Annotated in this window: 17 protein-coding genes; 8 read left to right on the forward strand and 9 right to left on the reverse strand. The window is 73.8% G+C overall.

The features are described from left to right. Nucleotides 1-343 (forward strand): acetamidase/formamidase family protein (locus RB614_RS27325; RefSeq protein WP_308715513.1); only part of this gene is annotated, 343 nt, incomplete at its 5' end. Nucleotides 344-1,060: 717 nt separating this feature from the next. Next, nucleotides 1,061-2,263 carry a low temperature requirement protein A gene (locus tag RB614_RS27330; protein ID WP_308715514.1) on the forward strand — a complete coding sequence of 401 codons (1,203 nt, stop codon included), beginning with the start codon at nt 1,061-1,063 and terminating at the stop codon, nt 2,261-2,263. Between the two features lie 493 nt (nt 2,264-2,756). Here RB614_RS27330 and RB614_RS27335 read toward each other — a convergent pair whose 3' ends face one another. Next, nucleotides 2,757-3,644 carry an oxidoreductase gene (locus RB614_RS27335; protein WP_308715515.1) on the reverse strand — a complete coding sequence of 296 codons (888 nt, stop codon included), beginning with the start codon at nt 3,642-3,644 and terminating at the stop codon, nt 2,757-2,759. Between the two features lie 321 nt (nt 3,645-3,965). Here RB614_RS27335 and RB614_RS27340 point away from each other — a divergent pair, with 321 nt between their 5' ends. Further along, nucleotides 3,966-4,442 carry a VOC family protein gene (locus RB614_RS27340; protein WP_308715516.1) on the forward strand — a complete coding sequence of 159 codons (477 nt, stop codon included), beginning with the start codon at nt 3,966-3,968 and terminating at the stop codon, nt 4,440-4,442. 95 nt (nt 4,443-4,537) lie between these two features. Here RB614_RS27340 and RB614_RS27345 read toward each other — a convergent pair whose 3' ends face one another. Beyond that, nucleotides 4,538-5,752 carry a CapA family protein gene (locus RB614_RS27345; protein ID WP_308715517.1) on the reverse strand — a complete coding sequence of 405 codons (1,215 nt, stop codon included), beginning with the start codon at nt 5,750-5,752 and terminating at the stop codon, nt 4,538-4,540. A 308-nt stretch (nt 5,753-6,060) separates the two neighbouring features. Between RB614_RS27345 and RB614_RS27350 the strand changes: the two genes are divergently transcribed. After that, nucleotides 6,061-6,843 (forward strand): SDR family NAD(P)-dependent oxidoreductase, encoded by a 783-nt coding sequence (locus tag RB614_RS27350; RefSeq protein ID WP_308715518.1) that lies wholly within the window; start codon nt 6,061-6,063, stop codon nt 6,841-6,843. Between the two features lie 40 nt (nt 6,844-6,883). On the opposite strand, the gene RB614_RS27355 is transcribed toward RB614_RS27350, so the two are convergent. The 5 genes from RB614_RS27355 to RB614_RS27375 all read right to left on the reverse strand — a co-directional run bounded on the left by RB614_RS27355 (nt 6,884) and on the right by RB614_RS27375 (nt 15,396). Beyond that, nucleotides 6,884-9,745: an AfsR/SARP family transcriptional regulator gene (locus RB614_RS27355; protein ID WP_308715519.1), complete on the reverse strand. Its 2,862-nt coding sequence runs from the start codon at nt 9,743-9,745 to the stop codon at nt 6,884-6,886. A gap of 330 nt (nt 9,746-10,075) precedes the next feature. After that, nucleotides 10,076-12,649 (reverse strand): ATP-binding protein, encoded by a 2,574-nt coding sequence (locus RB614_RS27360; RefSeq protein ID WP_308715520.1) that lies wholly within the window; start codon nt 12,647-12,649, stop codon nt 10,076-10,078. A 98-nt stretch (nt 12,650-12,747) separates the two neighbouring features. Further along, nucleotides 12,748-13,464 carry a hypothetical protein gene (locus RB614_RS27365; RefSeq protein ID WP_308715521.1) on the reverse strand — a complete coding sequence of 239 codons (717 nt, stop codon included), beginning with the start codon at nt 13,462-13,464 and terminating at the stop codon, nt 12,748-12,750. Then, on the reverse strand, nt 13,464-14,027 hold the full coding sequence (locus tag RB614_RS27370; RefSeq protein ID WP_308715522.1) for a hypothetical protein: 564 nt from the start codon (nt 14,025-14,027) through the stop codon (nt 13,464-13,466). The genes RB614_RS27365 and RB614_RS27370 overlap by 1 nt, the downstream gene beginning before the upstream one ends. A gap of 1 nt (nt 14,028) precedes the next feature. Further along, the gene (locus RB614_RS27375; protein ID WP_308715523.1) at nt 14,029-15,396 is read right to left on the reverse strand and encodes a hypothetical protein; all 1,368 of its coding nucleotides are present in this window, start codon (nt 15,394-15,396) and stop codon (nt 14,029-14,031) included. 271 nt (nt 15,397-15,667) lie between these two features. Here RB614_RS27375 and RB614_RS27380 point away from each other — a divergent pair, with 271 nt between their 5' ends. Continuing rightward, a complete protein-coding gene (locus RB614_RS27380) occupies nt 15,668-16,912 on the forward strand; it encodes a glycoside hydrolase family protein (protein ID WP_308715524.1) in 1,245 nt (414 codons plus the stop codon). 25 nt (nt 16,913-16,937) lie between these two features. Here RB614_RS27380 and RB614_RS27385 read toward each other — a convergent pair whose 3' ends face one another. Next, entirely contained in the window at nt 16,938-19,994 is a 3,057-nt protein-coding gene (locus tag RB614_RS27385) for an AfsR/SARP family transcriptional regulator (protein ID WP_308715525.1), read from the reverse strand. A 244-nt stretch (nt 19,995-20,238) separates the two neighbouring features. On the opposite strand from RB614_RS27385, the gene RB614_RS27390 reads away from it, so the two are divergent. After that, on the forward strand, nt 20,239-20,793 hold the full coding sequence (locus RB614_RS27390) for a helix-turn-helix domain-containing protein (protein WP_308715526.1): 555 nt from the start codon (nt 20,239-20,241) through the stop codon (nt 20,791-20,793). Here the strand turns inward: RB614_RS27390 and RB614_RS27395 are convergent. Continuing rightward, entirely contained in the window at nt 20,733-21,665 is a 933-nt protein-coding gene (locus RB614_RS27395; RefSeq protein WP_308715527.1) for an AfsR/SARP family transcriptional regulator, read from the reverse strand. The genes RB614_RS27390 and RB614_RS27395 overlap by 61 nt on opposite strands. Before the next feature lie 115 nt (nt 21,666-21,780). On the opposite strand from RB614_RS27395, the gene RB614_RS27400 reads away from it, so the two are divergent. Both RB614_RS27400 and RB614_RS27405 read left to right on the forward strand, forming a co-directional pair. Then, nucleotides 21,781-22,779 carry a penicillin-insensitive murein endopeptidase gene (locus tag RB614_RS27400; protein ID WP_308715528.1) on the forward strand — a complete coding sequence of 333 codons (999 nt, stop codon included), beginning with the start codon at nt 21,781-21,783 and terminating at the stop codon, nt 22,777-22,779. 115 nt (nt 22,780-22,894) lie between these two features. Then, nucleotides 22,895-24,709 carry a hypothetical protein gene (locus tag RB614_RS27405; RefSeq protein ID WP_308715529.1) on the forward strand — a complete coding sequence of 605 codons (1,815 nt, stop codon included), beginning with the start codon at nt 22,895-22,897 and terminating at the stop codon, nt 24,707-24,709. The last annotated feature ends 1 nt before the right edge of the window (nt 24,710 follow it).

Consider the following 24,710-nt stretch of genomic DNA (forward strand, 5'->3'; position numbering starts at 1 on the left):
GGCTGCTCGGGCGGTGTTGCGGATCGGGTTGCGTAAGCGGGGGGAGTTGCCGGGGTTGCCGGGTGCGCCGATGTATCGGTTCCGGGAGCGGTCGATGCGGGAGTATGTGGCTACGACGGGGGTGCCGGTGACGGCGGGTGGGGAGAACCGGTTCATGGACGTCGGGCTCGCGGCGGCGAATGCGCTTGGTGAGTTGGTCGATCATCTGGTGGCGTATCGGGGGCTGAGTCGGGAGCAGGCGTACGTGCTGGTGAGTGTGGCGGCGGATCTGCATATTTCGTCGGTCGTCAACATTCCGAACGTTCTGGTGTCCGCGGCGCTGCCGCTGGACGTCTTCGAGTGACCAGACCTGCCCGGCCAGGCCCAGCTCGGCGCCGGTCGCTCCGCTGATCGTTTCCGGCCGCCCGGACCACCCCTGGCTCACCGGCGCCCACCCGGATCGCTCCGTATCGGCCCGCCCGCGGCGGGCGCCGAAACCGCCGCACCGTCCGCTCAGGACCGCCCAGCGTTTCCTCAGACAGGGATTCGCGCCGGTCCGCACCAGCTTTCGGCCGCATGCGCGGTCCCCGCGGAAACCTGGTGCGCGGCGGAGCGTTTCCCGCGGGCACCGCTGCGGCCGTCGGCGAGCTGGCGCTCGCCGAGATCCCCGGCCTCCGCTACAAGGTCCGCGACAAAAGCCCGCCCCGGAGGAGCACAGACGGGGCAGCTCCAGAGCTTCCCGCGCGCACACATCCGCCCCGACCGCGGTGCGGTGGTGAGCTGCCGTGGACACGCAGACCCTGGGCGGCAGCCGGCTCCCCGCAGGGGCCGGGGTGAGATCGCCGACCGCGCAGGGTGAGGCCGCGGGAGCGACGGTCCGGACCACAACGGACATCGCGGCAGCCCAAGTCCTCTTTTTCGGGGTTTGATCCTCTCCAGACGCCGACGGCCCAAGCCATCCCCGACTCGAAACCTCGCTGGGTGCCCGCGTCAAGGTCGACAAGCCGATGCGACCCGGCGGCGCCGTCCGCATGGTACGACTGCGCTAATAAGGTGCGGAACTGACAGAACGGGCGAATCGATGGCGGGAAGTAGGGCGGAAGCGCTGCTGCGCAAACCCGGGCAACCGCCAGGGGCCAGCTACCTGGAACTCTTCTTCGACCTGGTGTTCGTATTCGCGCTCACGCAGCTCTCCCAGTGGCTCCTGGAGGAGATGACCTCTCGGCACCACATCGTCCTGGCCGGCCAGGCGCTGCTGTTGCTGCTGACGCTGATGATGCTCTGGTTCGCCACGGCATGGCTCACCGACCTGTTGGACCCGCGGCGGCCGGAGATCCAACTGGTGATCGCGGGCGCCATGTTCAGCGCGCTGGTGATGGCGGTCTCGCTGCCCGGGGCGTTCGGATCTCTTGGCCTGTCCTTCGCCGGCGCGTACGTCGGGGCCCACATCGGCCGCGGCCTCGTCCTCGTGGCCACGCTGCGGGGCCACGAAGCCCAGCGCCGATCGGTGGGCGCGCTGCTGTGGTTCACGCTGTCCGCCGTGCCCTGGATCATCGGCGCGACCTTCGCGCACGGTTTCGCGCGTGGAGCGTTGTGGACACTGGCGATAACCATCGAGTACACGGCGGTGATGCTGCTGTTCGCCCCGGTGCCGAGGATTCACCGCCCGAGGCTGGCACAGTGGCCCATCGCCGCCGAGCACATGGCCGAGCGGTACCAGCAGTTCTTCCTCATCGTCCTCGGTGAGCTGGTCGCGGTCACCGGCGCCACCGACGGGGCGCACTACCTGGAAAACGCCAGCGCCACGGCGGCGTTCTTCATGTCGTTCGCCACCACCGTGCTGCTGTGGCTGACGTACCTCTACCGGGCCGGGGCGTTGCTGCCCGCCGCCTTCGCGGCCGTTCCCGTGCCGGCCCGCCTGGTCCGCCGCGCGTTGCTCGCTCACGTGGTCATGGTGGCCGGCATCGTCGCCACCGACGCCGGCTTCGAACTTGTCATCGCGAACCCGCGTGGATACGTCGATCTGCCCTGGCTCTGCCTCATCGTCGGCGGTCCGGTCGCGTTCCTCGCCGGACGCGTCCTGTTCGGACACATGATATTCGCCCGCGTCTCCAAGTCCCGGGTGATCGGGGCGCTCCTGCTCGCCGGCATCTCGCCAGCGTTGATCTTCCTGCCGCCGTTGGCCATCACCATCACGGTCGCGCTCGTCCTGGCCGGCATCGTCACCTCCGACGTGGTCCTCGCCCGCGGACACCCGCCCAAACCGCCGTCACCGCCCAGCTGACCGGGTCCGCGCCAAGGCTCTGGACAGATGTGCCCCGGTCCGCGTCAGCCGCGGACCGTTCGCTCCCGAGGGCACCGCTGCGGCCGGCGGCGAGCTGAAGCTCGCCGGGAGGCCCCGGCTCCCCGCGGGGGCCGCGGTGCGGGCGCCAACCGCGAAGGGTGAGGCCGCGGGAGCAGCGGCCCGGACCACGGCGGACATCGCGGTAGCCCAGATCTCCTGCCGGGTGGCTCCCTCCACATAGGACCACCGTCAGCTTCACCCTCGGAGAACCTCACGTCCACAACCGCGAGGGCGAGAAGTGCGTCACTGCCCGCGACCTCATCCGGCCCGTCATTCCCGCCGCATAGGTCTCGGCTCGGCGGGCTGCGGCTGAAGGTACGGGTCGGTGATTTCCCGTAGGGCGGCGAGCGCTTGAGCGGGATGTCGTGGCCGTGAGCGCGGTTCAACCCCCACCGCGTCAACACCCTCCTGGCCATCCGCCACCGTCGCGACCCTAAAGGCCTGAGTGCCGCATCGGCAGGACCGGGGCCACGTTGGTGAGGTGTTCGGACTGTTCCCATAGCCGGGCGGCGAGTGTCGCGTCGTAGGATCTGCGGCTCGATCGGACGAGGGTCGGGTGACCGCGTCGTTGCATGAACCCGTCCGGCCCGAGGCAGGCGCCGCCGGTCAGGCCTGGCGCGGTTGCCGCGTAGAGGATCGGCAGCGCGCCCATCTGGGGAGCTTGCGCGGGCCCACCGGCAAGGAGCTTTCCCCGCAACGACGTGTCTCGGCGCTGCCCCTCGGTCGCGGCGACGCCGGGGTGCGCCGCCACCGAAATGGTCCGCCGGCCCGCCGCGGAGAGCCGTCGGTCGAGTTCGTAGGCGAACAGCAGGTTGGCCAGCTTGGACTGCGCGTAGGCCAGCCACCGCTGGTAGCGGCGGTGTTCCCAGTTCAGGTCGTGGTGAATCCGGCCGAGCACGTGCAGGCCGCTGGATACGGTGACGACGCGGTCGCGTACCCGGTTGATCAGCAGGCCGGTCAGTGCGAACGGCCCGAGGTGGTTGGTGCCGATGTGCCGTTCGAAACCGTCCGCTGTGGTGCCTTTGGGTACGGCCATGACTCCCGCGTTGTTGATCAGCACGTCGACGTCGCCGTCGAAGCCCTCGGCAAACGCGCGTACGGACGACAAGTCGGCCAGGTCGAGCCTGCGCACCTCGGTGTGCCCGTCGATCCCGTCCGCCACCGCGCGGGCCCTGTCGGGGTCCCGGCACGCCATGATCACCTTTGCGCCGGCCTCGGCGAGCACTCGGGCCGTTTCCGCGCCGAGCCCGCTGTTGGCGCCGGTGACGATCACCGTGCGACCGCTCGTGTCGGTGACGTCCGCCGCGGTCCACTTCGCCATGTCGCGCTCCTCCGCCGCGCGCCAGACATCGCACGCTGTCGTCGGTCGCTTCCGGGACAGTCGCGATCCGTGGTTCCACGGTGCCCGGCACCACGAGCCGACGCGTCGTGCGGCGGGCGACAACGCGGCTACCCCGCCGGGGGCAGCTCAGCGGCTCTCGTACTCCACTGGCAGTATTCGTCGGGTGCGCGAGCCAACGGGGGTTGGGTCCGCTCGCCCGGTCGGCCCGCCGGGCAAGCCGATCGACGTCGCGACAACCCGGCGCGCCTGAACACGCACAACCGCCGCCGAACCCGGCGACCGGCCCGAAAGGAGATCATCATGGACGACACCGACCAGCGGGGCCGCCAACCCGGGCGCGGGACGATCCGGCGGATGGACAACATCGCCGTCGTCGTCGACGACCTCGCGGCCGCCAAGGCGTTCTTCCTCGCGCTCGGACTGGAGCTGGAAGGCGAGGCGACAGTCGAGGGCAGCGCGGTGGATCGCCTCGTCGGGCTCGACGGAGTCCGATCGGACCTGGCGATGATGCGCACCCCGGACGGCCACGGACGGCTCGAGCTGACCAAGTACCACGCGCCGTCGAGCCGAGACGGTGACCCGCGCGCCCCGGTGAACACGCTGGGCATGCATCGCGTCATGTTCGCCGTCGAAGACATCGACGACACCCTCGACCGCTTACGGCCACACGGCGCCGAACTCGTCGGCGAGATCGTGCGGTACGAGAACAGCTACCGGCTCTGCTACCTCCGCGGCCCCGCGGGCATCGTCGTCGCGCTGGCCGAGCAGATCAAGTGACCGGTCGAGTCGATCCACCTGGCCGGCTTCGCCGGCGCCGGGCGACCAGCGGCTCTTGGCCGCTGGTCACCGGGTGAACGTCAGCGGCCACCGCATCAGCTGGCCAGGACCAGGCCGGCCCGCTGGGCGCCCCGGCTGAAGAGATATCCGCGGATCCGGTCCAGCGCCGCCCGATAGGTACTTCGCCGGCTCTCCGGCAGCCGCGGGTCAGCCAGCGCGCGGGAAAGCTCGACCAAGCGGATGTCCGGTTGCAGATCGACCCAGGTAGGGATCGCCTCGATCTTCGTCACCGTCCACCGCCTCGGGGCCTGCTCGGTGAAGGTGACGCGGGCCATGATCCCTTCACGGTTGCCGTCGGTCGGCTCCGCGTGCCGGGCCAGTTCGTTGCCCATCCCGTAGACGACCCACTTGCCCCCGATCCGCTCGATCGGCTGGACGACGTGCGCGTGGTGCCCGAGGATCACATCGATGTACGGGGAAGCGAGCAGTTCCCGCGCCAGGTCTCGCTGATCGGCGTCCGGCTCGTGCCGGTACTCGGTGCCCCAGTGCAGGCTCAGCACCACGATCTCGGCACCGACCGCGCGGGCCCGCTTCGCCATGGCGACGACCTTGGCCGGTTCGATCCGGTTGGCCAGCCATTGCTTGCCCGGCGGTCGGCTGAGCCCGTTGAAATGCGAGGCGTACGCCAGATGCGCCACCTTGACACCGCGGACCGTGTACACCAGCGGTGTGTTCGCCTGCTCGGCGCTGCGGAACGTGCCCGTGTGGCCGAGCTTGGCCGCTTCGAACGCCTCGATCGTCCGGACCACGCCCGCCTCACCCCGGTCGAGCGAGTGGTTGGAGGCCGTGGAGCAGCCCTCGTACCCGGCCCGCTTCACGCCCTGCAACACCTGGGGAGGCACGCTGAAGCTCGGGAACCCCTCGAACGGCCCGTCGGGACGGGCCAGCGGCGTTTCCAGGTGACAGATCGCCAGGTCGGCGCCGGAAACGGTCTGGCTCACCCCCTGGAACATCGGGAAGAAGTCGAACCCACCGCTTGTGGCGTCGCGCCGCGCCTGTTCCCAGACCGGCGGGTGGACGAGCACGTCCCCGGCGCCCAGCACGGTCAGCGTCCGAGCGCCGGCGGGGGTACTCGTCGCCGGTCCCGCACCGACCCACTCGGCCGGCGCATTGTCCGCCGGCGCCGAGCGTGGGGAGGGCGGCCAACCGGAGCCGAAGGCGACGAACGCGATGCCGGCGACCAGCACCACGACGACCAACACGCCGAGGCGACGGCGGCCAGGACGACGCTTGCCATCCCACACGGGCACGGCGCAAGGATAAGCCCGCCGTTTCGGGACCGGGGCATTTATCAGATCCTTGCCGGGCCAGTGCGGTGGCCACTAACCTTTGCCGGCTTCTCCGGGCCCGGGTGACCAGCGGCCGAAGGCCGCCGGTCACCCGGTGAACGTTGGTGGCCACCGCTTTAGCTCGCTCACGCGCCGTCTGACGGTGCGTCCCACGCTCTCTTCGGCGGACCTTCGTTCCCGGGTCGCCGGGACCTTGGGCCCTGCTGGACGCGGCCCGGCTCAAGTGACGATCACCTTGTCCAGGGATCGTTTCAGCGGGTGAGGACACCATGACACGTACATCTGTCGTCACAGGATCGGCGTCCGGCATCGGTAAGGCCACCAAGGAACTGCTGGAAAGCCGCGGCGAACGGGTCATCGGCGTGGACCTGCACGGCGCGGACGTGACGGCCGACCTGACGACCGAGCAGGGCCGGGCCGCGATGGTCGACGGCGTGCGGGAGCTCAGCGGCGGGGCCGTCGACGCCGTGTACGCGGTCGCCGGGCTCAGCCAGCCGGCGCCGGCCACGGTCGCCGTCAACTACTTCGGTGCCGTCGCCACACTGGAGGGGTTGCGCCCCCTCCTGCTGACCTCGGCCGCGCCCCGCGCCGTCGTGGTCTCGTCCATGGCGGCCCTGCACCCGGTCGACGAGCCGCTGGTGGCGGCGCTCCGGGCGGGTGACGAGATCGCGGCGCTGAGCCGCGCGGAGGTCATGGCGAAGGAACCCGAGTCGCTGGGCCGGTTGATCTACAGCTCCAGCAAGCGGGCGATCTCCCAGTGGGTACGGCGGCAGGCGCCCACGGCGCTGTGGGCCGGCGCCGCCATCCCGCTCAACGCCATCGGGCCCGGCATCATCGCCACCGCGATGACGGCCGACCTTATCTCCACCGAGGAGAAGAAGGCGGCGCTGCTCGAGATGGTGCCGATGCCGCTCAACGGTGTCGCGGAGGCGGAGGCCGTGGCCCACCTCCTGGCCTGGCTCGGCGGCGTGCACAACACGCACCTGTGTGGCCAGGTGATCTACATCGACGGTGGCAGCGACGCCGTCATCCGTGGCGACTCCATCTGGTGAAGCGGCGGCTCCCCGTCCGGTGAAGCGGTGACTTCGACCGCTAGGCCGGTGTGATCGGCTTGCCGGAGGCAGAGGCGGCGGCGGAGGCAGAGGCGGTGACGGAGGTGGCGGCTGCGCCCTGGGCGGCCAGCTTGGTCCGGACCTCGTCGGCGTCCGGATGCTTGAGTTCGTCGAAGACGCACAAAGCCCGCTGCCATGCGGCCACGGCCGCCGCGGTGCTGCCGGCGGCGAGGTGGGTGTCGCCCAGGTGGTGCAGGACGTCCGCCTGGTAGTACTGGTTGCCCAGCTGCCGGTACAGGTCGAGGGAGCGCTCGTACGCGTCGACGGCCTCGGTGAACTGGCCCAGGCGGTGGTGGATGTAGCCGAGGCTGTCCCAGGTCGGGGCCTCCCCGTGCTGGTCGCCCTCGGTCTGGAAGAGCGCGAGCGCGTCCCGGCAGTGGGCCAGCGCCTCGCCGTGCCGCCCGAGCACGCTGTGGCACCAGCCGATCCCGTTCAACGCGTTCGCCTGGCCCACCCGGTGACCCGAGGCCTGAAACACCTGGAGCGCCCGCGTGGCGCGGTGCAGCGCCAGCGGGTAGTCGGCCCGCTTCGACGCCGCCCAGCCGAGGTCGAGGTACGTGTGCCCCTCGCCGTCGTCGCCGAGCCGGCCGAACAGGTCGGCGGCGGACGAGAGGTGGGACTCGGCCTGTGCGTAGCGGTCCCGCCGGGCGTGGGCCAGCCCGAGACCGCGGTGGGCGTGCGCCTGGCCGGTCGGGTCGGCCGCCCGCAGCGCGGCCTCCAGCGCGAGCTGATGCGTCGTCAGGGCGTCGTCCCACCGGCCGCGCCGGTCCATCTGGCTGGCCAGGGCCCAGGCGAGCTGCCACGCGTGTACGTCGAACCCGTCCCGCGCCGCCTGCGCGACCGCGGCCAGCAGGACCTGGTACTCGGCGGCGAACCACGCGGACGCGTCCCGCTGGTCGGCGAGCTCGCGGACCGCCACTCCGGCGCCGGGTGGAGCGACGGAGATCCGGCTCCGGTGCGGCTGCTGCAACAGCGCGGCGCGGTGCGCGGTGTGCAGGTAGTGGTCGAGGAGGCGGCGCAGCGCCGCGCTCCGCCGCTCGGCGGGCTCGACGCCGTGCGCCGTCTCCCCGGCGTACGCCCGGAGCAGGTCGTGGTGGGTGTACCGGCCGGGGGTGTGCTCGGTGAGCATGTGCGCCTCGGTCAGCGTGGCCAGCAGCGGGCGGACCCGCGCCGGTGGTTCACCGGTGAGGCTCGCCGCCGCGGGCAGGCCGATGTCGGGGCCGAGCGGCAGGCCGAGCAGGCGGAAGAGCCGTGCCGCCGGCGGCGCCAGCGTCCGGTACGAGGCCGAGAACGCCAGCCGGACGTCGGTGACCGCGTCGCCACCGCCGAGCCGGCTCAGCCCGGCGGACGTGCTCAGCAGGTCGCCGGCGACGTCGGCGAGCGGAAACCGCGGGTGGATGGCGGCCCGCGCCGCCACGACGGCGAGGGCGAGGGGGAGGCGCCCGCACCGGGCGACGATGTCGTCGACCGCCTCGGGCTCGGCGGCCACCCGGTCCCGGCCGAGCCGCCCGGCGAGCAGGTCGCGCGCCTCGCCGTCGGCGAACGGTGCCAGCGTCAGCACGCGGGCACCCTCGCCCGCGACCAGGCCGGCGAGCTGGTGGCGGCTGGTCACCAGGACCACGCAGCCGGGCGTACCCGGTAGGAGGGGGCGGACCTGGTCGGCGTCGCCGGCGTCGTCCAGCACGACGAGGAACCGCCGTCCGGCGAGCAGGCTGCGAAACCGCGCGGCCCGGCCGGTCTCGTCGGCCGGGATCCGGTCGGGCGGCGTGCCGAGGGCCTCCAGGAACCCGTGCAGGGCGTCGGCCGGGGAGACCGGGGCGGCCGGGCCGAATCCGCGGAGGTTCACGTACAGCTGGCCGTCGGGGAAGCGGTCGGCGACGCGGTGCGCCCAGTGCGTCGCCAGGCTGGTCTTGCCGACCCCCGCCATGCCGGTCACCACCGCGATCAGCACGGCCGGGCGCTCCTCGCGCTCCACGCCGTCGAGCCAGCCGTCCAGCGCGCCGATCTCCTCGGCCCGCCCGGTGAAGGCGGCGACGCCGGGCGGCAGCTGCCGGGCCGGCGGGGGAGCGACCCGCACCGGACGGCCGCTGGGCGGCGCGAGGGTGGGATCGGCGGCGAGGATCCGCTCGTACAGCTGCCGCAGCGGGTCGCCGGGCGCCACCCCCAGCTCGTCTTCGAGCACCTGGCACACGTCCCGGTACGTGGCCAGCGCCGCCGACCGCCCGCCGCACCGGTACCGGGCCAGGATCAGTCGGTCCCACAGCCGTTCCCGCAGCGGGTGGGCCTGGACGAGCTGGTCGATCTCGGCGGCGACCTGGGCGTGGTGCCCTTCGGCCAGCGCGGCGTCCGCCCACAGCTCGGCGACGTGCAGCCGGCGCTGCTCCAGCCGGGCCGCCTCCGCGCTGAGCAGCGGGCCGCCGGAGAGCCCGGCCAGGGCTGGCCCGCGCCACAGGTCCAGCGCCCGGCGCAGCCGCTCGACCGCGGTGGCGGTGCCACTGGCGTGGACCGCCGCCTCCCCCTCGGTGGCCAACTCCTCGAAGCAGGCGAGGTCGAGCTCGCCCGGCCGGACCTCGAGCCGGTAGCCGGCGCGGTCCGTGGTCAGCCGCGACCCGCCGCCATCGGTGGCCAGGACCCTGCGGAGGTTGGCGACGTAGGTCCGCAGGTTGGACTCCGCGGCGCGCGGCGGCTCGGCCCAGAGCATCTCGGCCAGCCGGCCCGGCGTCACCGTCCGGTTGGCGTCGAGCAGGAGCGTCGCCGCGACGGCCCGGCTCTTTCCGGCGGGCAGCGGCGCCGCCCGGCGGTCGCCGCTGATCTCCAGCGGCCCGAGCAGCCGGAACTCCACGCGACCCCCTCCCGGCGCCGTGACGGGTGCCTGCCGCGCCCGCGCCAGCATAGTGGGTCCGGTCGATGCCGACCGGCCCCGTACATGCGTTCACGGCCGCCGATGTGCGAAACGTGTGCACACGACCGGCGAGGCTTGCCGCGCCGGCGGACACGGCCGCCGGCGGTACCGACGAGGAGGGGACAGATGACGATGGCCGTGCTCCTGGCCGCGGCGGTCGCGGCGACGTCGATCTGGGGCTGCACCACGCGACCGGTGCGGCGCCGCTCGACGCTCGACCGGATCCTGCGGCCCGTGCCGTAGCGGGACGCCGTCGCGCGGGCGGTGTCGTCAGGTCAGGAGCGCGTCCAGCTGCCCGACCGCCGCGTGGTCCCCCAGCCGCGCGTACACCGTCCGCGCCCGCGTCCAGGCGTCCCGCGCGGCGGTCTCGGCGCCGGACGCCTGCTGCGCGTCGCCCAGGGCGCGCAGCACCCAGGCCCGCAGCGGCGGGCCGTCGAGCCCTTCCGCGATCGCCAGCGCCTCGGTGCAGAGCCTGACGGCCAGCTCCGGACGGCGCTGGCGGCGGTGCAGGTCGCCGAGGGCCATGAGCGCGAGCCCCTCGCCGAAGCCGACGCGGAGCCGGCGGCACGCCGCCAAGGCCGACTCCAGCGTCTCCTGGGCCTGCGGATGTCCCTGGTCGGCGAGCACCTGCCCGAGGGTGAGCATCGTCGCGGCCCACGCGCTGGCGTGTTCGCGCTCGTTCAGGATGGCCAGTGCCTGCCGCAGCCGCAGCTGCGCCGCGTCCGGGTCGCCGCCCCGCCGGTACAGCGAGGCGAGCGCCCGCAGGGTGATCGCCTCCCGCACGGGTGCCCCGCGCCCGCGGAGGGAGTCCAGCGCCCGCAGGTACGCCGCCTCCGCCTCGTCGCGGCGCCCCTGGAGCTGCAGCGCCATGGCCCGCGACAGCCAGAGGTCGCCGGCGAGCTCGGGATCCGCGCCGGCCTCCGTCGCCAGCGCCTCGTCGACGCGGCGGATCGCCTCCTCCGGGCGGCCGTGCTTCTGGTGGAAGAACGACATGAGCTCCAGCGCCTTGGCCCGCCCCCGCGGCTCGCCGTGCGCGGCGAAGAGCTCGGCCGCACGGCTCACCACCGCCATGTGGTCCTCCTCGCCGGCCTCCGGGCCGTTCGACCAGAGCACGCCGAGCGCCATCAGCATCGTCGCCTCGCCCAGGCCGTCGCCCGCGGCCTGGCAATGCCGCAGCACCAGCCGGCACAGGCGCAGGCCGTCGTCGTAGTAGCCGCGGGCGTCCAGGTAGGTGCTGCACGCCGCGGCGAGCGCCCAGGCGTGCGCGGTCAGCCCGGCGGCGCAGCACGCCTCCACGGCCGAGACGAGCCCGGCCCGCTCGGCGTCGAACCAGCCCGCCGGCCCGGCTGCCAGCTCCGCCAGGACGTCCGGCGGGACCGGGTACCGGCCGGCGGGGCTGGGAATTCGCGGCAGCTCCCGGCCGGGCAGCCGGCTCGTGGCCTCCTCCGCCGCGGCCAGCCACGCCCCGGCGAGTCGGGTCAGCGCGGCCCGCCGGTCGGCCTCGGTCTCCTCCCGGGCGCCGAACTCCCGCGCGCAGAGCCGTACCAGGTCGTGCAGGCGAAACCTCGTCCGGCCCGTCGCGTCCGTCCCCACCGGATCGACCAGGTACGCCTCGGCCAGCACGTCGACCAGCTCCTCGGCCTCCTCCGGCCGCACGTCCAGCAGCGGCCCGGCGATCCAGGCCGCGAAGTCCGGAATGTCCACGATGGACAGCGCGCGCAGGGCGCGGGCGGCGCCCGGCCCCAGCGACCGGTAGCTCAGCGCGAGGCTGGAGCGGACGTCCAGGTCACCGGCGGTCAGCTCGCCCAGCCGCCGCCGGCCGTCGGCCAGCCGGCCGGCCAGCCACCCCAGCCCCCGGTGCGGCCGGGCCGCGAGCCGGGCGCCGGCGATCCGGACCGCCAGCGGGAGAAAACCGCAGAGCTCACCGATCCGGTACGCGGCGGCGGGGTCCTCGGTCACCGCCTCCCGCCCCACCAGCGCGCCGAGCAGGTCCAGCGCCTCGGGCGGCTCCAGGACGTCGAGGTCCAGCCGCTTGACGCCGGCCAGCTCGGTCAGCCGGGAACGGCTGGTCACCAGCACCGCGCACGGGCCGGACCCGGGCAGCAGCGGCCGGACCTGCGCGGCCGATCCCGCGTCGTCGAGGACGACCAGTACCCGCCGCTCGGCCAGCAGGGCCCGAAACAGGGCGGCCCGCTCCTCCGGCTCGGCCGGCACGGCCGCCCCGTCCACGCCCAGCCAGCGCAGGAACCGGCCCAGCACCGAGACCGGATCGGCCGGCTCGGCGCTCGCCCCGCGCAGGTCGGCGTAGAGCTGGCCGTCCGGGAAGCCCGCCGCCACGCGGTGCGCCACCCGCAGCGCCAGCGCCGTCTTGCCCACCCCGGCTCGGCCGGCGACCGCCGACACCACCGGCGCCACGCCGCCGGCGCCCGGAGCCAGCAGCGCCGTCAGCCACGCCACGTCCTTGTCCCGCCCGACGAAATCGGCGGCGTCGGCGGGGAGCAGCGCCGGCACCGGCCAGGGCCGGGCGCGCTCCGTACCCGCCCGGTCGGTGGCGTCGCCGGTGCCGGCCTGCTGGAGCCGCAGCCACGCGGCCTCCCAACCGCGCACCCCCTCGGCGTCCGCGCCGCAGGCGGCGACCAGCCGCCGCACGACGTCCAGCGCCGGAAGACCCGACCGGCGCCGGCTCAGCGCGTCGGCGAGGGTGCTCCGCGGGACCCCGGACAGCCGCGCCAGCCGGTCGAACGACGGGTTGCCGGCCCAGGCCTTCATCATCCTGAGCAGCGCGACGAACGCCGCGGGGCTCGCCACCCCCGAGGGATCAGGCGGACTGATCGTCGTCGACACGTCGAAAGAGTCTAAAGGGTCCCGTTCGCGATCAAAGCTCCCCTCGATCCGCTGGGACGGCGCGAGGGGAGCTTCGACCGCGGGTGGGCGGCGCGTTACTAGACGGCGGGGGTGGCGGTCATGCGGTGCGGGTCCAGGCTGGCGGTCAGCCGGATCCCGCCGATGGTGGTCGCGCGCTCGCTGTCCACGTTCTCCTTCGCCCACTTCCCCGCCTGGCCGCGCAGCTCGTCGCCCTGCGGGGAGAGGACCGCGTCGGCCAGGGTGGAGGCGAGCGTCGTACACGCGTTGGTCTTGAGGCCAACGCGGCACGTGGCCTCCACCATCTTTATCTTGTCGGCCGCGTCGTACCCGACGGTGACGAACGTGTCCCGGTCCTCGTCGTCGGGCAGGCCGCACTCGGTCATCTTCTTGACCTGGACGTAGCCGTCGGGGTCGGCGTCCTTCTCGGCGCACGTCCACGAGTTCGACTTCTTCATCCAGTCCTCGACGACCACGTCGAGCGTCACGCCGGTCATGTACTGCCGCTCCCCGCTGGGGAACTCGGCGGCGAGCGCGGGCGGGGTGTCGCTGTCGGGAGGTTCGGTGCTCGCCGCGCCGCCGATACCGCCGGCGAGCCCGCCGCACAACGCCGCCGCGACCAGCGTGCCGGCCAGCGCCAGCACGAAGCCGGCCTTGGCCGGGCGCCGGGGGAGCGCGCCGCCCGGTGGCGGGAAACCGGGACCGGGCGGCGCGGCGGCCACCGGACGCCAGCCGGCGCCGTCCCACCAGAACCTGCCGTCGGGGGTGTAGTGCTGGCCGGGGGGTGGAGCGGTCATCAGAAATCGCCCTTGATGTTGAGCTCGACGCTGTACGTCTCGGGATTGGTGAGCCGGTACTCGTAGTCGCCGATGACGGCCTGGGTGTCCTTGTTGCCGTTGACCTGTTCGGCGACCCACGCCTCGATCTGGGCGGAGGTCTCCGCGTCCCGGGCGTACGGCAGGGTGGCGAACCAGTTCAGGTACGCCAGGCCGGTCTCGGTGACCGGGTCGCTGCCGCCACGGTAGACGCTGACGCTCATCGCGTGGATGAGCTCGTCGGCGACCTGGAGCGTAGCCTCGAAGCGCACCAGGCCGATCTTCAGATCGCAGGTCCGGTGGTTGAACTCCTCCGTGCAGGTGTGCCCCTTGTCCCGCAGCGCCTTGACCACCGTGGCGGCTTCGAGCCGGGGGATGCAGCTGTACGACCCGCAGGACTGCGAGGCCTGGCTCCCCTCGTAGCCGCGCGCGAGGAAGAAGGCGCCGGCGCCGGCGAGCAGCAGCACGGCCGCGCCGAGCGCGGGGAGCAGCAGCCACTTGCGGCGGCCACCCGGAGTGGGCGGTGCGGGAGGTGTCCGCGACATCTCAGCCTCCATTTTGGACGTAGCTCTTCCACCGGCTCCGGAAGGAGTCGCTGGACATGCCGAGCACGTCCGCCGAGATGCCCTCGAAGACCGGCAGCTCGAGGATGGAACGGTCGGCCGAGTCGACCCGCTGGACGAGGCGGGCGTACAGCTCGGCGGCCGCGTCCCGTCCCTTCAACCGTTCGGCGAGGCTGAAGACCGTCGACCCCAGGGCGTAGTTGAAGCCGGCGTCCTTGCCGTAGAAGGCGTCGCTGAACGGCGTGGTGCCGCGGAACTTGCCGGCCCGCACCCCGTCGGCCACATTGCCCCGGATCAGGGCGGCGCGGGACGGCTGGTCGATCGTCTCGCTGTACCGCGCGAAGCCCTCGACCACCCATCGGGCCGGTTGCGCGGTGTCGCTGTAGCCGGCCAGGGAGGCCCGGGCGGTGACCGCGTGGGTCAGCTCGTGCCGGATGGTGGCCCACGGTTCGTTCTTTCCGGCCTCGATCGAGGCGAGGTTGACCAGGATCCGGGACGCGGCGTACTTGCCGGTGTAGGTCTGGCCGTCCTTGCGCACCCCGAGCTGCGGAATCTGGAAACCCAGCGCCTGCCGGACGACGTTGTCGGTGCCGCTGATGCCGAACCACCGCAGCACGCTCTCCTTCTTGCGGCTGAAGAAGAGGACGTTGCCGGGGAAGGACTCCCGGCCACCCCAGAGCTTCTTGACCGTGGCCAGCTCCTGGTTGGTGACGGCGCCGAACTCGTCGAGGTCGGTGACGCTCTCGTCGCCGACCAGCCAGACCGCCTCGCCCACCTTGAGCACCCTGAGCTTGTCGGTGTTCCACGGGGCGTCGGCGCGCGGCCCGGTGATGCCGAGCTCTTCCCGGTTCTGCATGGTGGTCCGCACGATGTCGCCGATGACGTTCCTGTCGCCGGTCCTGGTCAGCCAGTAGAGGAACGACTCGCCGGGCGCGATGTCGCCGGGGCCGGCGTCCGCGGTGAGCTTGGCGATCCGGACCACCGGCGAAAACCACGAGCCACCCTTGTCGGGGCGCTCGTGCATGCCGTTGAGGACGTACCGGATCTCGGCGAACTCGAACTGGCGCAGGTTGGCGAAGACCAGCTTCTCCCGCTCGATCAGGTCCTTGTTGGACGGATCGAGGTCGGCGAGGTACGCCTCCTCGTCCTCGTCCGCCAACGCCTTGGCCCGGCGCTCCAGGATCGGCCGGATCCGGCTCAGACCCGAGGCGGAGCCCTCGTAGTCCGCGCTCTGGATGACCGGCTTCTCCGGGCCGCCGCAGCCGGTCAGCAACAACCCGCCGGCCAGCAGGACCGAGCGCCTCGACCACCGGAGCCCCGATACGTCGTTCGGCGAGCTCAGCTCTGGCACGCTTTCGCACCCCCACACAGATCGACGGACTGGCGACCGTCACCCGGACTGGTCCCGGCGCCCAGGCCGTACCCCGGGTGGGACCCTAGGTCACCGGCCGGCCCCGCCGCCGTCCGCTCGGACGACTCCGGACGATCCCGGATGGCGCGACCCCGGCCCGGCAAGGCGCCGGCCCGGCCGGACCCACGCTGCTGGTACCCTCCCCGTCGTCGTCCGGGCCGAGCGGCCGGGACAGGAGTGGGGTGACGCGGTCGTGCGAGTCGTCCGTCGCATGTCGACAGTCCTGGTGTTCGCCGTCGCGATGTGCCTGCTCGCGTCGTCGCAGGTGTACGCCGGAACGCCGGTCGTCGCGACCTCCGGCGTCCCGCTGCCCGACGGGGTGTACCCGGGCCAGGCCGGCTACGAGGCGGCCGGCTACTACCAGTACGCGCCGTCGATCGTCCAGACCTCCGACACGCAGCGGATCGTCTACTACTGCGCCAACCGCGTCCGCTACGACCGGGCCGCCGGCAACGCGCTCGCGGCCACGCACGACCACGTGCTCTTCAACGTCGGCACCCGGCAGTCCAACGGCGCGTACCGCTGGGGTGCCACCCAGGTGGCGCTCCGCCCGCGGCTCCAGCCCGGCGACCCCGACCACCATCCGGCCACCCCGGCCTGGGCGGCGTACCACATCTGCGACCCGGATGTCGTCAGTGGACGGTTCACGTACGCGGCGCCGGGGCTCGGGCGGCGCACGTACACCTGGGCGATGTTCTTCACCGGCGCCGACAACGACGACCACGGCGCCGACGGCCGCTTCAACGTGGTCGGGGTCGCGCTCGCCACCTCACCGCTCGGGCCGTGGACGATCGTCGCGTCGCCCGTCGTCGACATCACCGAGCCGGACTACAACCCGGCCGGGTACGGGGTGGGCCAGCCGAGCGTCACCAGCGTCGACGGGCAGGGCCGGCTGCTGCTCTTCTACAGTGGACTGGACTGCGCCGCGCTGGACACGCCGAACCCGTCCTGCGACGGCACGGAGCGGGGCACCGCCCGGCGCACCCTCGACCTCGGCGACGCCAACGCGCCGGTCCTCGGCACCCGGTCGTTCGTCACGACGGCCGGCCTGACGCCGGAGCCGTTCCTGCCGGACTCCGGCCGGTTCCTGCACAACGCCTCCTGGGCGTACGACGGCAGCCGCGACTCGTTCGTCGTCTCCCGCGACACCGGTGCGCTGGAGGGCAACGAGGTCCAGCGGAACGTCGAGGTCGACCGGATCGCGGGGGCGAGCGTCTGGGCCGGCGGCGGCACCTGGACCGTGCTGGGCCAGATCACCGGCGCCCACTCCGGGTACCGGTGGAACCACAACTCCGGCCTCGTCCGCGACCCGTACGGCGGCCTGGCCTACCAGCGCCCGCTGGACTACTCGGGCGTGGACGTCTACTTCGCCACCGAACCCGGCACCGGCGACGGCCCGCCACCCTGGGACGGCTACTTCTCGTACCGCATGCGGCACTCCGCCTCGCCCCTGTGACCGGGCTCGCCGGCTAGGGCCTGTATCAAATGCCTTGCCGGGCCAGGTGGGCGCCGAGTTCGCGGCCGCCGACCGTGACCGCGCGCAGGGTGGCCGGCAGGCCGAGGCCGGCGCGCAGCTTCCGGGCCGCGGACCGGGCGCTCCGGGCGGCGTCGGGCTGGCCGCCGGCGGCGGCGACGGCGGCCCGCACGTCGAGGGTACGGGCGGTCCAGTATGGACTGTCCAGCCGCTGCCAGATCGACAGGGACCGCTCCACCGCCGCCACGGCGGGCGCGGTCCGTCCACTGTGCAGGTAGAGGTCGGCCTGGCTGCGCAGCGTCAGAGCCTCACCGAAGCGCTCGCCGTACCGGCGGTACGCGGCCAGGCAGTCGTCGAGCATCCGCTCGGCGCGGTCCGGTTCCCCGCAGACGTCGGCCAGGTGGGCCAGCCAGTGCCGCGCGTGCACCTCGCCGGCGTGGTCGCCCACCTTCGCGGCGAGCTCGCCGGAGAGCTCCAGCTGCGCGGCCGCGTCGGACAGCCGGCCGGCGGCCAGGTACACCAGCCCCAGGCAACGGCGCCCCGCGGCCATCCCGTTGTGGTGCCCGATCCGGTTGGAGATGGTCAGCGCCTGCTCGGCGTCCCGCTCGGCCCGCCGGATGTCGCCGCGTTCCAGGTGGACGCTGACCAGCCCGCGACGGGCGTACGCCTCGGCCCGCGGGCTGCCGCTGCTCCGGGCGCTGTCGATCGCCCGGTCCAGCCACCCGGCCGCCTCCAGGTACCGGCCGCGCAGGCGCAGCAGCACGCCGAGCCCGGACGCGGCCGCCGTCTCGCCGGGGTCGTTCGTGTCCTGGTAGGCCCGCAGCGCCGTCTGGAACGCCGCGATCGCCTCGTCGTAGCGGTCCACCACCGTGTTCAGCTCGCCGAGGTTGCGGCACATCACGGCCTCGCCGAGGCGGTCGCCGGCCTGCCGGGCCGCCGCCAGAGCCACCTCGTGGACGTCCCGCCAGTCGTCGAAGTGGGTGGCGATCTCGAAGTAGCCGGCCAGCGCGGCGGCCAGCCGCCAGGCCACGCCCGCCAGCCCGGCCGCCGCCGCCTGCCGGATCAGCGCGCACAACGTGGTCCGCTCCGCGTTCAGCCAGCTCAACGGCGCGGCCGTGAGCCGGTGCAGGTCGGCGTCGGGCAGCCGCCACCCGGCGGGTACGGCCGGCGCCGGATCGAGGAAGCCGGCGTCGAGGCTCTCGTCGGCGCGGCGCGCCACCGTCAGGTACGCCGCGCAGACCCGGCCCAGGGCGGCCGTCCGCGCCGCCGGTGTGTCCTCCGCCTCGGCCCGTTCCCGGGCGAAGAGGCGGACCAGGTCGTGCAGCCGGTACCGGTGTTCGAGGGTCGCGTCGGTCGAGTCGAACTCCAGCAGATGGTTGTCGACCAGTTCGCCGGTGACCCGCTCGCCCTCGGCCGGGGTGCGGTCCAGCAGCGCGCCGACGACCCAGCCGGGGACCGTCGGCGTGCTCAGCAGCCCCAACAGCCGCAGGGCGCGGCGGGCGGGGGCCTGCAGCGTCTCGTAGCTGAGGGCGACGCTCGATCGCACCTCCAGGTCTCCGGCGACCAGCTCGTCCAGGCGGCGCCGCTCGTCGTCCAGCGCGTCCGCCAGCCGGCCGGCGGAGAGGTGCCGGCGGGTGGCCAGCCGGGCTCCGGCGATGCGCAGCGCCAGCGGCAGGTTGCCGCAGAGCCCGATGAGCCGGCGGGCGGCGTGCGGCTCGCGCTGGCTCCGGTCGTCGCCGGCCGCGGCGGAGAGCAGGTCGAGCGCCTCGGCGTCGCTGAGCACGTCCAGGCCGACGCGAGCCACCGCCTCCAGCCCGGCGAGGGCGGCCCGGCTGGTGACCAGCGCCGCGCTGTGGCCGGTGCCGGGCAGCAGCGGCCGCACCTGGCGCTCGTGCACCGCGTTGTCGAGCACCACCAGCACCCGCAGGCCGGCCAGCACGGCCCGGTACCGCCGGGCCCGCTCGGCCACCCCGTCCGGGATCTCCGCACCGGTGACGCCGAGGGTCTTGAGCAGCGAGGCCAGTACGTCGGCCGGTTCGGCGGTGCTGTTCTCCGGGCCGCGCAGGTCGGCGAAGAGCTGGCCGTCGGGGAAGGCGTCCCGCATCAGGTCCGCGACATGCACGGCGAACGCGCTCTTGCCGACGCCCGCCTTCCCGGTCACCAGCACGGTCCGGGCCGCCGCCGCCCCGGCCGGCCCGCGGCGGGCGTCCAGCAGGCCGAGTACCCGGTCGACCTGCTCGTGGCGGCCCACGAAGTCGGGTACCCGGCCGGGAAGCTGGTAGGACGCGGCCCGGGGCGCGGGCAGGTCGGGCGGCGGCGCGGGCGGCTCGGGCTCGTCGGCGAGCAGCTGCTGGTGGATCCGGCGCAGCTCGCTGCCGGGCCGCACGCCCAGCTCGTCGGAGAGGACGCCGGCCACGGTCGCGTACGCGGCCAGCGCGTCGGAGCGGCGACCGCACCGGTGCAGGGCGACCAGCAGCCGGGCCCACAGCGGCTCCCGCAGCGGATGCTCGGCGACCAGCTCGCGCAGCTCGGCGACGAGCTCGGCGTGCCGGCCGACGGCGAGCTTCGCGTCCGCCAGGTCCTCCCAGGCGCACAGGCGCCGTTCTTCCAGCCGTTCGGCCTCGGCCAGCACGGTGGGCGTGTGCGGTACGTCGGCCAGCGGGCGGCCGCGCCACAGCGACAGCGCCTCGGTCAGCCGCGCCACGGCGGTCGCCGCCTCCCGCCCGGCCAGCGCCTCGCGGCCCTGGTCGACCAGGGCGGCGAACCGGCCGGCGTCCACCTCGTCCGGTGCGACGCTCAGCTCGTACCCGCCGGGACGGGTCAGCAGCCGCACCGGCGGCGAACCGAGGGCGCGGCGCAGCCGGTACACGTAGACCTGCAGCGTCTTCGCCGCCGACTCCGGCGGCTGGTCTCCCCACAGCTCGGCGATGAGGCGGTCGGCCGACACGAACCGGTTCGCGTTGATCAACAGGCAGGTGAGCAGGAGACGCCACTTCGCCGCGTTGAGCTGACTCCACTCCTGACCGTTCCACACATTCAGCCGGCCAAGGATCTGGTAGCGCATCATTGTCCCCGCGTCATGCCTCGCGATGCTGCGACCCGCGTACGGCGCAGACACCCGGCACAGGAAAGCGGCTACGGCACGCGTTGACGAGGGCAATCGTTGTCAATGCCTGTCCGGGTGTCAACCCCTACGGAGGGTGACTGCCGGGGCCCGCGCTACCGGCGCGCTACCGCGGCGCATCGCCGGCCCGGTACACCCTGATCGTCACGCCGCGGGCCCTGCCGGCGTGCGGGGGAGGTGGAGGGTGGCGGCGTCGCTTGGGATGCTGTCGTGCGGTGGCGGGTCGACCGGGTCGCAGACCACCCGGCCGGCCGAGCTGACCGGAGCGCAGTGGCGGATCCTGCGCCTGATGACGATGGGGATGAGCGACGTGGCCCTGTCCTCGGCCACCGGTGCGACGGTCAAGACCGTCCGCCGCCACGTCACGGCGGTCCTGCTGGTGCTGGGGGCGCGGACCCGGTTCGCGGGCGGTGTCGAGGCGGCCCGCCGCGGCTGGCTACGCGCCGAGCACCTCGCCGCCGGCGGTGCGGACGACGGCTCGTTGACCCCGTTCGACCGGCGGGTGCTGGCACTGCTGGCCGCCGGCCACCGCGACGCCTACGTGGCCACGCTGACCGGCACCTGCGTGCGGACCGTGCGGCGGCGGATCACCGCGATCGTCGCGCACTTCGGCGTCACCAGCCGGTTCGCGGCCGGTGTGGAGGCGTACCGGCGCGGGCTGGTGCCCGCGGCGCTCGCTCATCCGGGCAGGGCCAGTGACGGCTCGCCGGTGCGCCGGAGCAGGTCGCCCGCCGCGTGACGGGCGTGCCGGGCGGCCGAGTGCTCGCCCAGCGCCTCGCACCCGTCCGCGAGGGCCCGCAGGCCGGTCGCGAGCAGGTCGATGGAGAGCGGCCCGTCCGCCGGTACGGGACGCGCGTCGGCGAGCGACCCGTCGCCGCGGAGGATCCGCTCGTGCAGCCGCCGCAGCTCGGGGCCGGGGTCGGTGCCGAGCTCGGCGGCCAGCACCCCACGCAGCTCGGCGTACGCGGCGAGCGCCTCGCCCGGCCGTCCGGACCGGCACAGGGCCAGGATCAGGCAGCCCCACAGCCGCTCCCGCAACGGATGCTCCTTGACCAGGGCCCGCAGCTCGGGGACCACCCGCTCGGGGCGGCCCAGGTCGAGCCAGGCGTGCGCCCACTGCTCGGCCACCGCGAGCCGCCGCTCCTCCACCAGCATCACCTTCGTCTGCAGCCCCGGCCCGCACGCCAGCCCGTCGAGCGCCCGCCCGCGCCAGAGCCGGAGTGCCTGCTCGAAGCTGTCCGCCGCCGCTCGCGGCCGCCCGTCGCGCAGCTCCCGGCCGCCCCGGTCGGCCAGGCCGTAGAACCGGTCCAGGTCCAGCTCGCCGGGGAGCACGGTCAGCTCGTAGACGCCGGTCCACGGGGTACGCAGGCGGGAGCCCTGCTCGCCGGGTACCCGCAGCAGGCGGCGCAGGCCGGACAGGTACATCCGCAGGTTCGACCCGGCGGCGGCCGGCGGGTCCCACCAGACCGAGTCGACGAGGCGGGCGGTGGAGAGCGGCTCGTTCGCACTGAGCAGGAGCGCCGCGAGCACGGTCCGTTGCTTCAGCGTGCCGGAGTCCAGGCATTCGCCGTCCTGGCAGACCTCCGGCCGCCCCAGTACCCGGAATTCCACGTCAACGTTCTATCCGGGAACGCCGGGCCCGGGCGAGGGGAGAAGTGGACACGGGGTCTGCGGTGTCCACATTTGACCTCCCGGTGCGGTGGCCCCGACCGTACCTTCGGCGGGCATGAGGACCCACAAGGCCGGGCGGCGCTGGTCGCGGTTGGCAACGCGCCTGCTCGTGGTGACGATGCTGGCGCTGCCCGCGGCCGCCTTCGGCGCGGGTGGGGCGTCCGCCTTCGGCGGCGCCTTCTACCCGGCCCAGCGCCTGGGCAACCGCGGCGTCGACGTGCTGGCCATCGAGTACCTGCTCCAGCACCACGGCCACGACGTGCCCGCCGACGGCCAGTTCACGTCCTCTGTGGACACCGCGGTGCGGGCGTTCCAGTCGGCCCGGGGGCTCGGCGTCGACGGGATCGTCGGCCCGAGGACGTGGGCCGCGCTGGTGGTGACCATCGGCCGCGGTGCGAGCGGTCCGGCGGTGCGGGCCGTGCAGGAGCAGCTCAACGAGAAGCGAAACGCCGGCCTCGCGGTCAGCGGCACGTTCGACGACGCCACCCACGCGGCGGTGGTGGCGTTCCAGGGGCATGCCGCGATCGCCGCCGACGGCATCGTCGGCGCCGTCACCTGGACCAACCTGGCCTGGCACTACGCGTACCCGGACATGTCCGCCGGCCTCTGCGACCAGGACCCGGACGGAAACGGCACCGCCAACTGGGCCACCGGCGCGGCGGTGGCGCAGCTCGAAGCGGCCGCCGCCAGCTTCGCCGGCACCGGCCAGGGCCAGGTGCCGCTGGGCGACGCGAGCAGGGAGCACGGCGGCGACATCCCCGGCCACTCCAGCCACGAGGTCGGCCTCGACATCGACGTGTGGCCGATCCGCACCGACTCGGCGCAGTGCACGGCCGGCCGGATCACGTGGCGGTCGTCGACCTACGACCGGGCCGCCACCCGCCAGCTCGTCCAGGCGATCCGGAGCGCGGCGCCCGGCCACGTGCGGCTCGTCTTCTTCAACGACCCGACCCTGATCGCCGAGGGGCTCACCACGGAGTACGCCGGCCACGACAACCACCTGCACATCCGTTACTGCGAGCGGGTCCATCCGAACAGCCTCTACACCTGCTGAGCGCGGAAGTGCGGAAGATGTGCGGCTGCCTGTTCATCCTGTTGCTGGCCGCGCGCCCCACCCGTACCCGGCCGGGCCGGGCGGTGGGGCGCGCACGTGGAGCGGAGGGATCGCGATGACGCTTCGGTTCGGTGCCGCCGGTTGGCCGGTGGCTCTGTTGGCGGCACTCGTGGTCGGGTCCGCGCCGACCGCCGGTCCCGCGTCCGCGGGTGCGCCCCCGCGCCGGCCGGTGACCGCGCCGGCGGCGCCCGATCGGGCGGGCGTCACGGAGGCGGTGCGGGCGGCCGAGGCGGCGCGGCGGACCGGCGTACCGGTCGAGATCGTGGGCGAGCGCACCGAGACCGCGCGGGTGTTCGCGAACCCGTCCGGTACCCGCACGCTCGAGCAGCACCTGCTGCCGGTGCGGGCCAAGCGCGGCGGCGAGTGGGTCCCGATCGACACCCGGTTGGTCCGGGACGCGGCCGGTGGCGTCGTGCCGGGCGCGACCCCGGTCGGGTTGCGGCTCTCCGGTGGTGGCTCCGGTCCGCTGGTGACCGCTGAGCGGGACGGTGCCGAGTTGGCGTTGTCCTGGCCGGCGCCGCTGCCCGCGCCGGTGCTCGACGGTGACGCGGCGACGTACCCGGAGGTGTTGCCGGGGGTGGATCTGCGGGTCCGGGTCAACGCGGTGGGCTTCTCGCAGTTCCTCGTCGTCAAGGACGCCGCCGCGGCGGCGAACCCGGCCCTGCGCCGCATCCGGTTCGGTACCAGCACGCGGAACCTGACGCTGCGGGCCGGGCCGGACGGCAGCAGCGCGGCCGTGGACGCCGCCGGCCGAGCGGTTTTCGCCGCCGGACCGCCGGTGATGTGGGACAGCACGCCCGAGCCGCCCGAGGCGGCCGGTGTCGCGGCGGCGGACACCCGCTCCGCTGAGGCGAGTCCGGCGCCGGAGCGGCGGCGGGCGACGGGCGTGGAGGTCAATCCCGGTGAGCTGGTGGTGATTCCGGACCAGAAGATGCTCTCCGCCCCGCAGACCCGGTACCCGGTCTACATCGACCCGTCGTACAGCGCGGCCCAGTACCGGTGGACGCTGGTCAACCACGACGACCCCGCCAAGTCGTACTGGACCGACGACTTCTACCGCGAGGACGCGCGGGTCGGCTCGGTGTACGGCAGCGGCGACGGCCCATGGCGGACGTTCTTCCAGATGAACGTGGCCCGGGTGGCCCGCGCGACGGTCGCCCGCGCCTGGTTCTCGATCTCGATGACCCACACCGCGGACTGCGCGGAGACGAGCGTGGAGCTGTGGCACACCCGGCTGATCGACCCCGGGACACCGGTGACGTGGAACAACAGCGCGGGCCACTGGCTCGGCGGCGCGGCCCTGGACACCCGCAAGGGCAAGGCCAACAAGTCGGCCTGCGGCCAGCCGCCGAAGCTCATGGAGTTCGGCCTCAGCCCCGACACGGTCACGCCGGTCGTGCGGGAGGCCGTGTCGGGAGCGGACGGGCCGCAGGAGGCGATCGGCTTCGGGCTGCGGATCCCCGCCGCGAACGAGGGGACGCAGCTCTACTGGAAGCGGTTCAAGCCGTCCACCGCGCTGCTCAACATCGAGTACAACACCGCGCCGGAGAGCCCGACGAGCGTCTCCACCGTGCCGCCGTCGCCATGCGGGACCGCGGCCGCGCCGACCCCGCTGAGCACCGCCACGCCGACCTTCTCCGGGGTGGGCTACGACCCGAACGGCGACAACGTCACCAACGAGTTGGAGATCCTGTCCGGTGAGACGGTGCTGGCCGGCCTCTCCTCGGGCACGGTCGGTTCGGGCAGTGTGGTGCGCTGGTCGCCGGTCCCGTCCGGGACGCTCCCGACCGATCAGCCGGGTGCGGTGTTCAGCTACCGGGCTCGCACCCGGGACGCGGGGCTGGCCGGCCCGTACGGTGAGCGGTGCTAGT

The organism is Phytohabitans maris, from assembly GCF_031085175.1.
Lineage (GTDB): Bacteria > Actinomycetota > Actinomycetes > Mycobacteriales > Micromonosporaceae > Phytohabitans > Phytohabitans maris.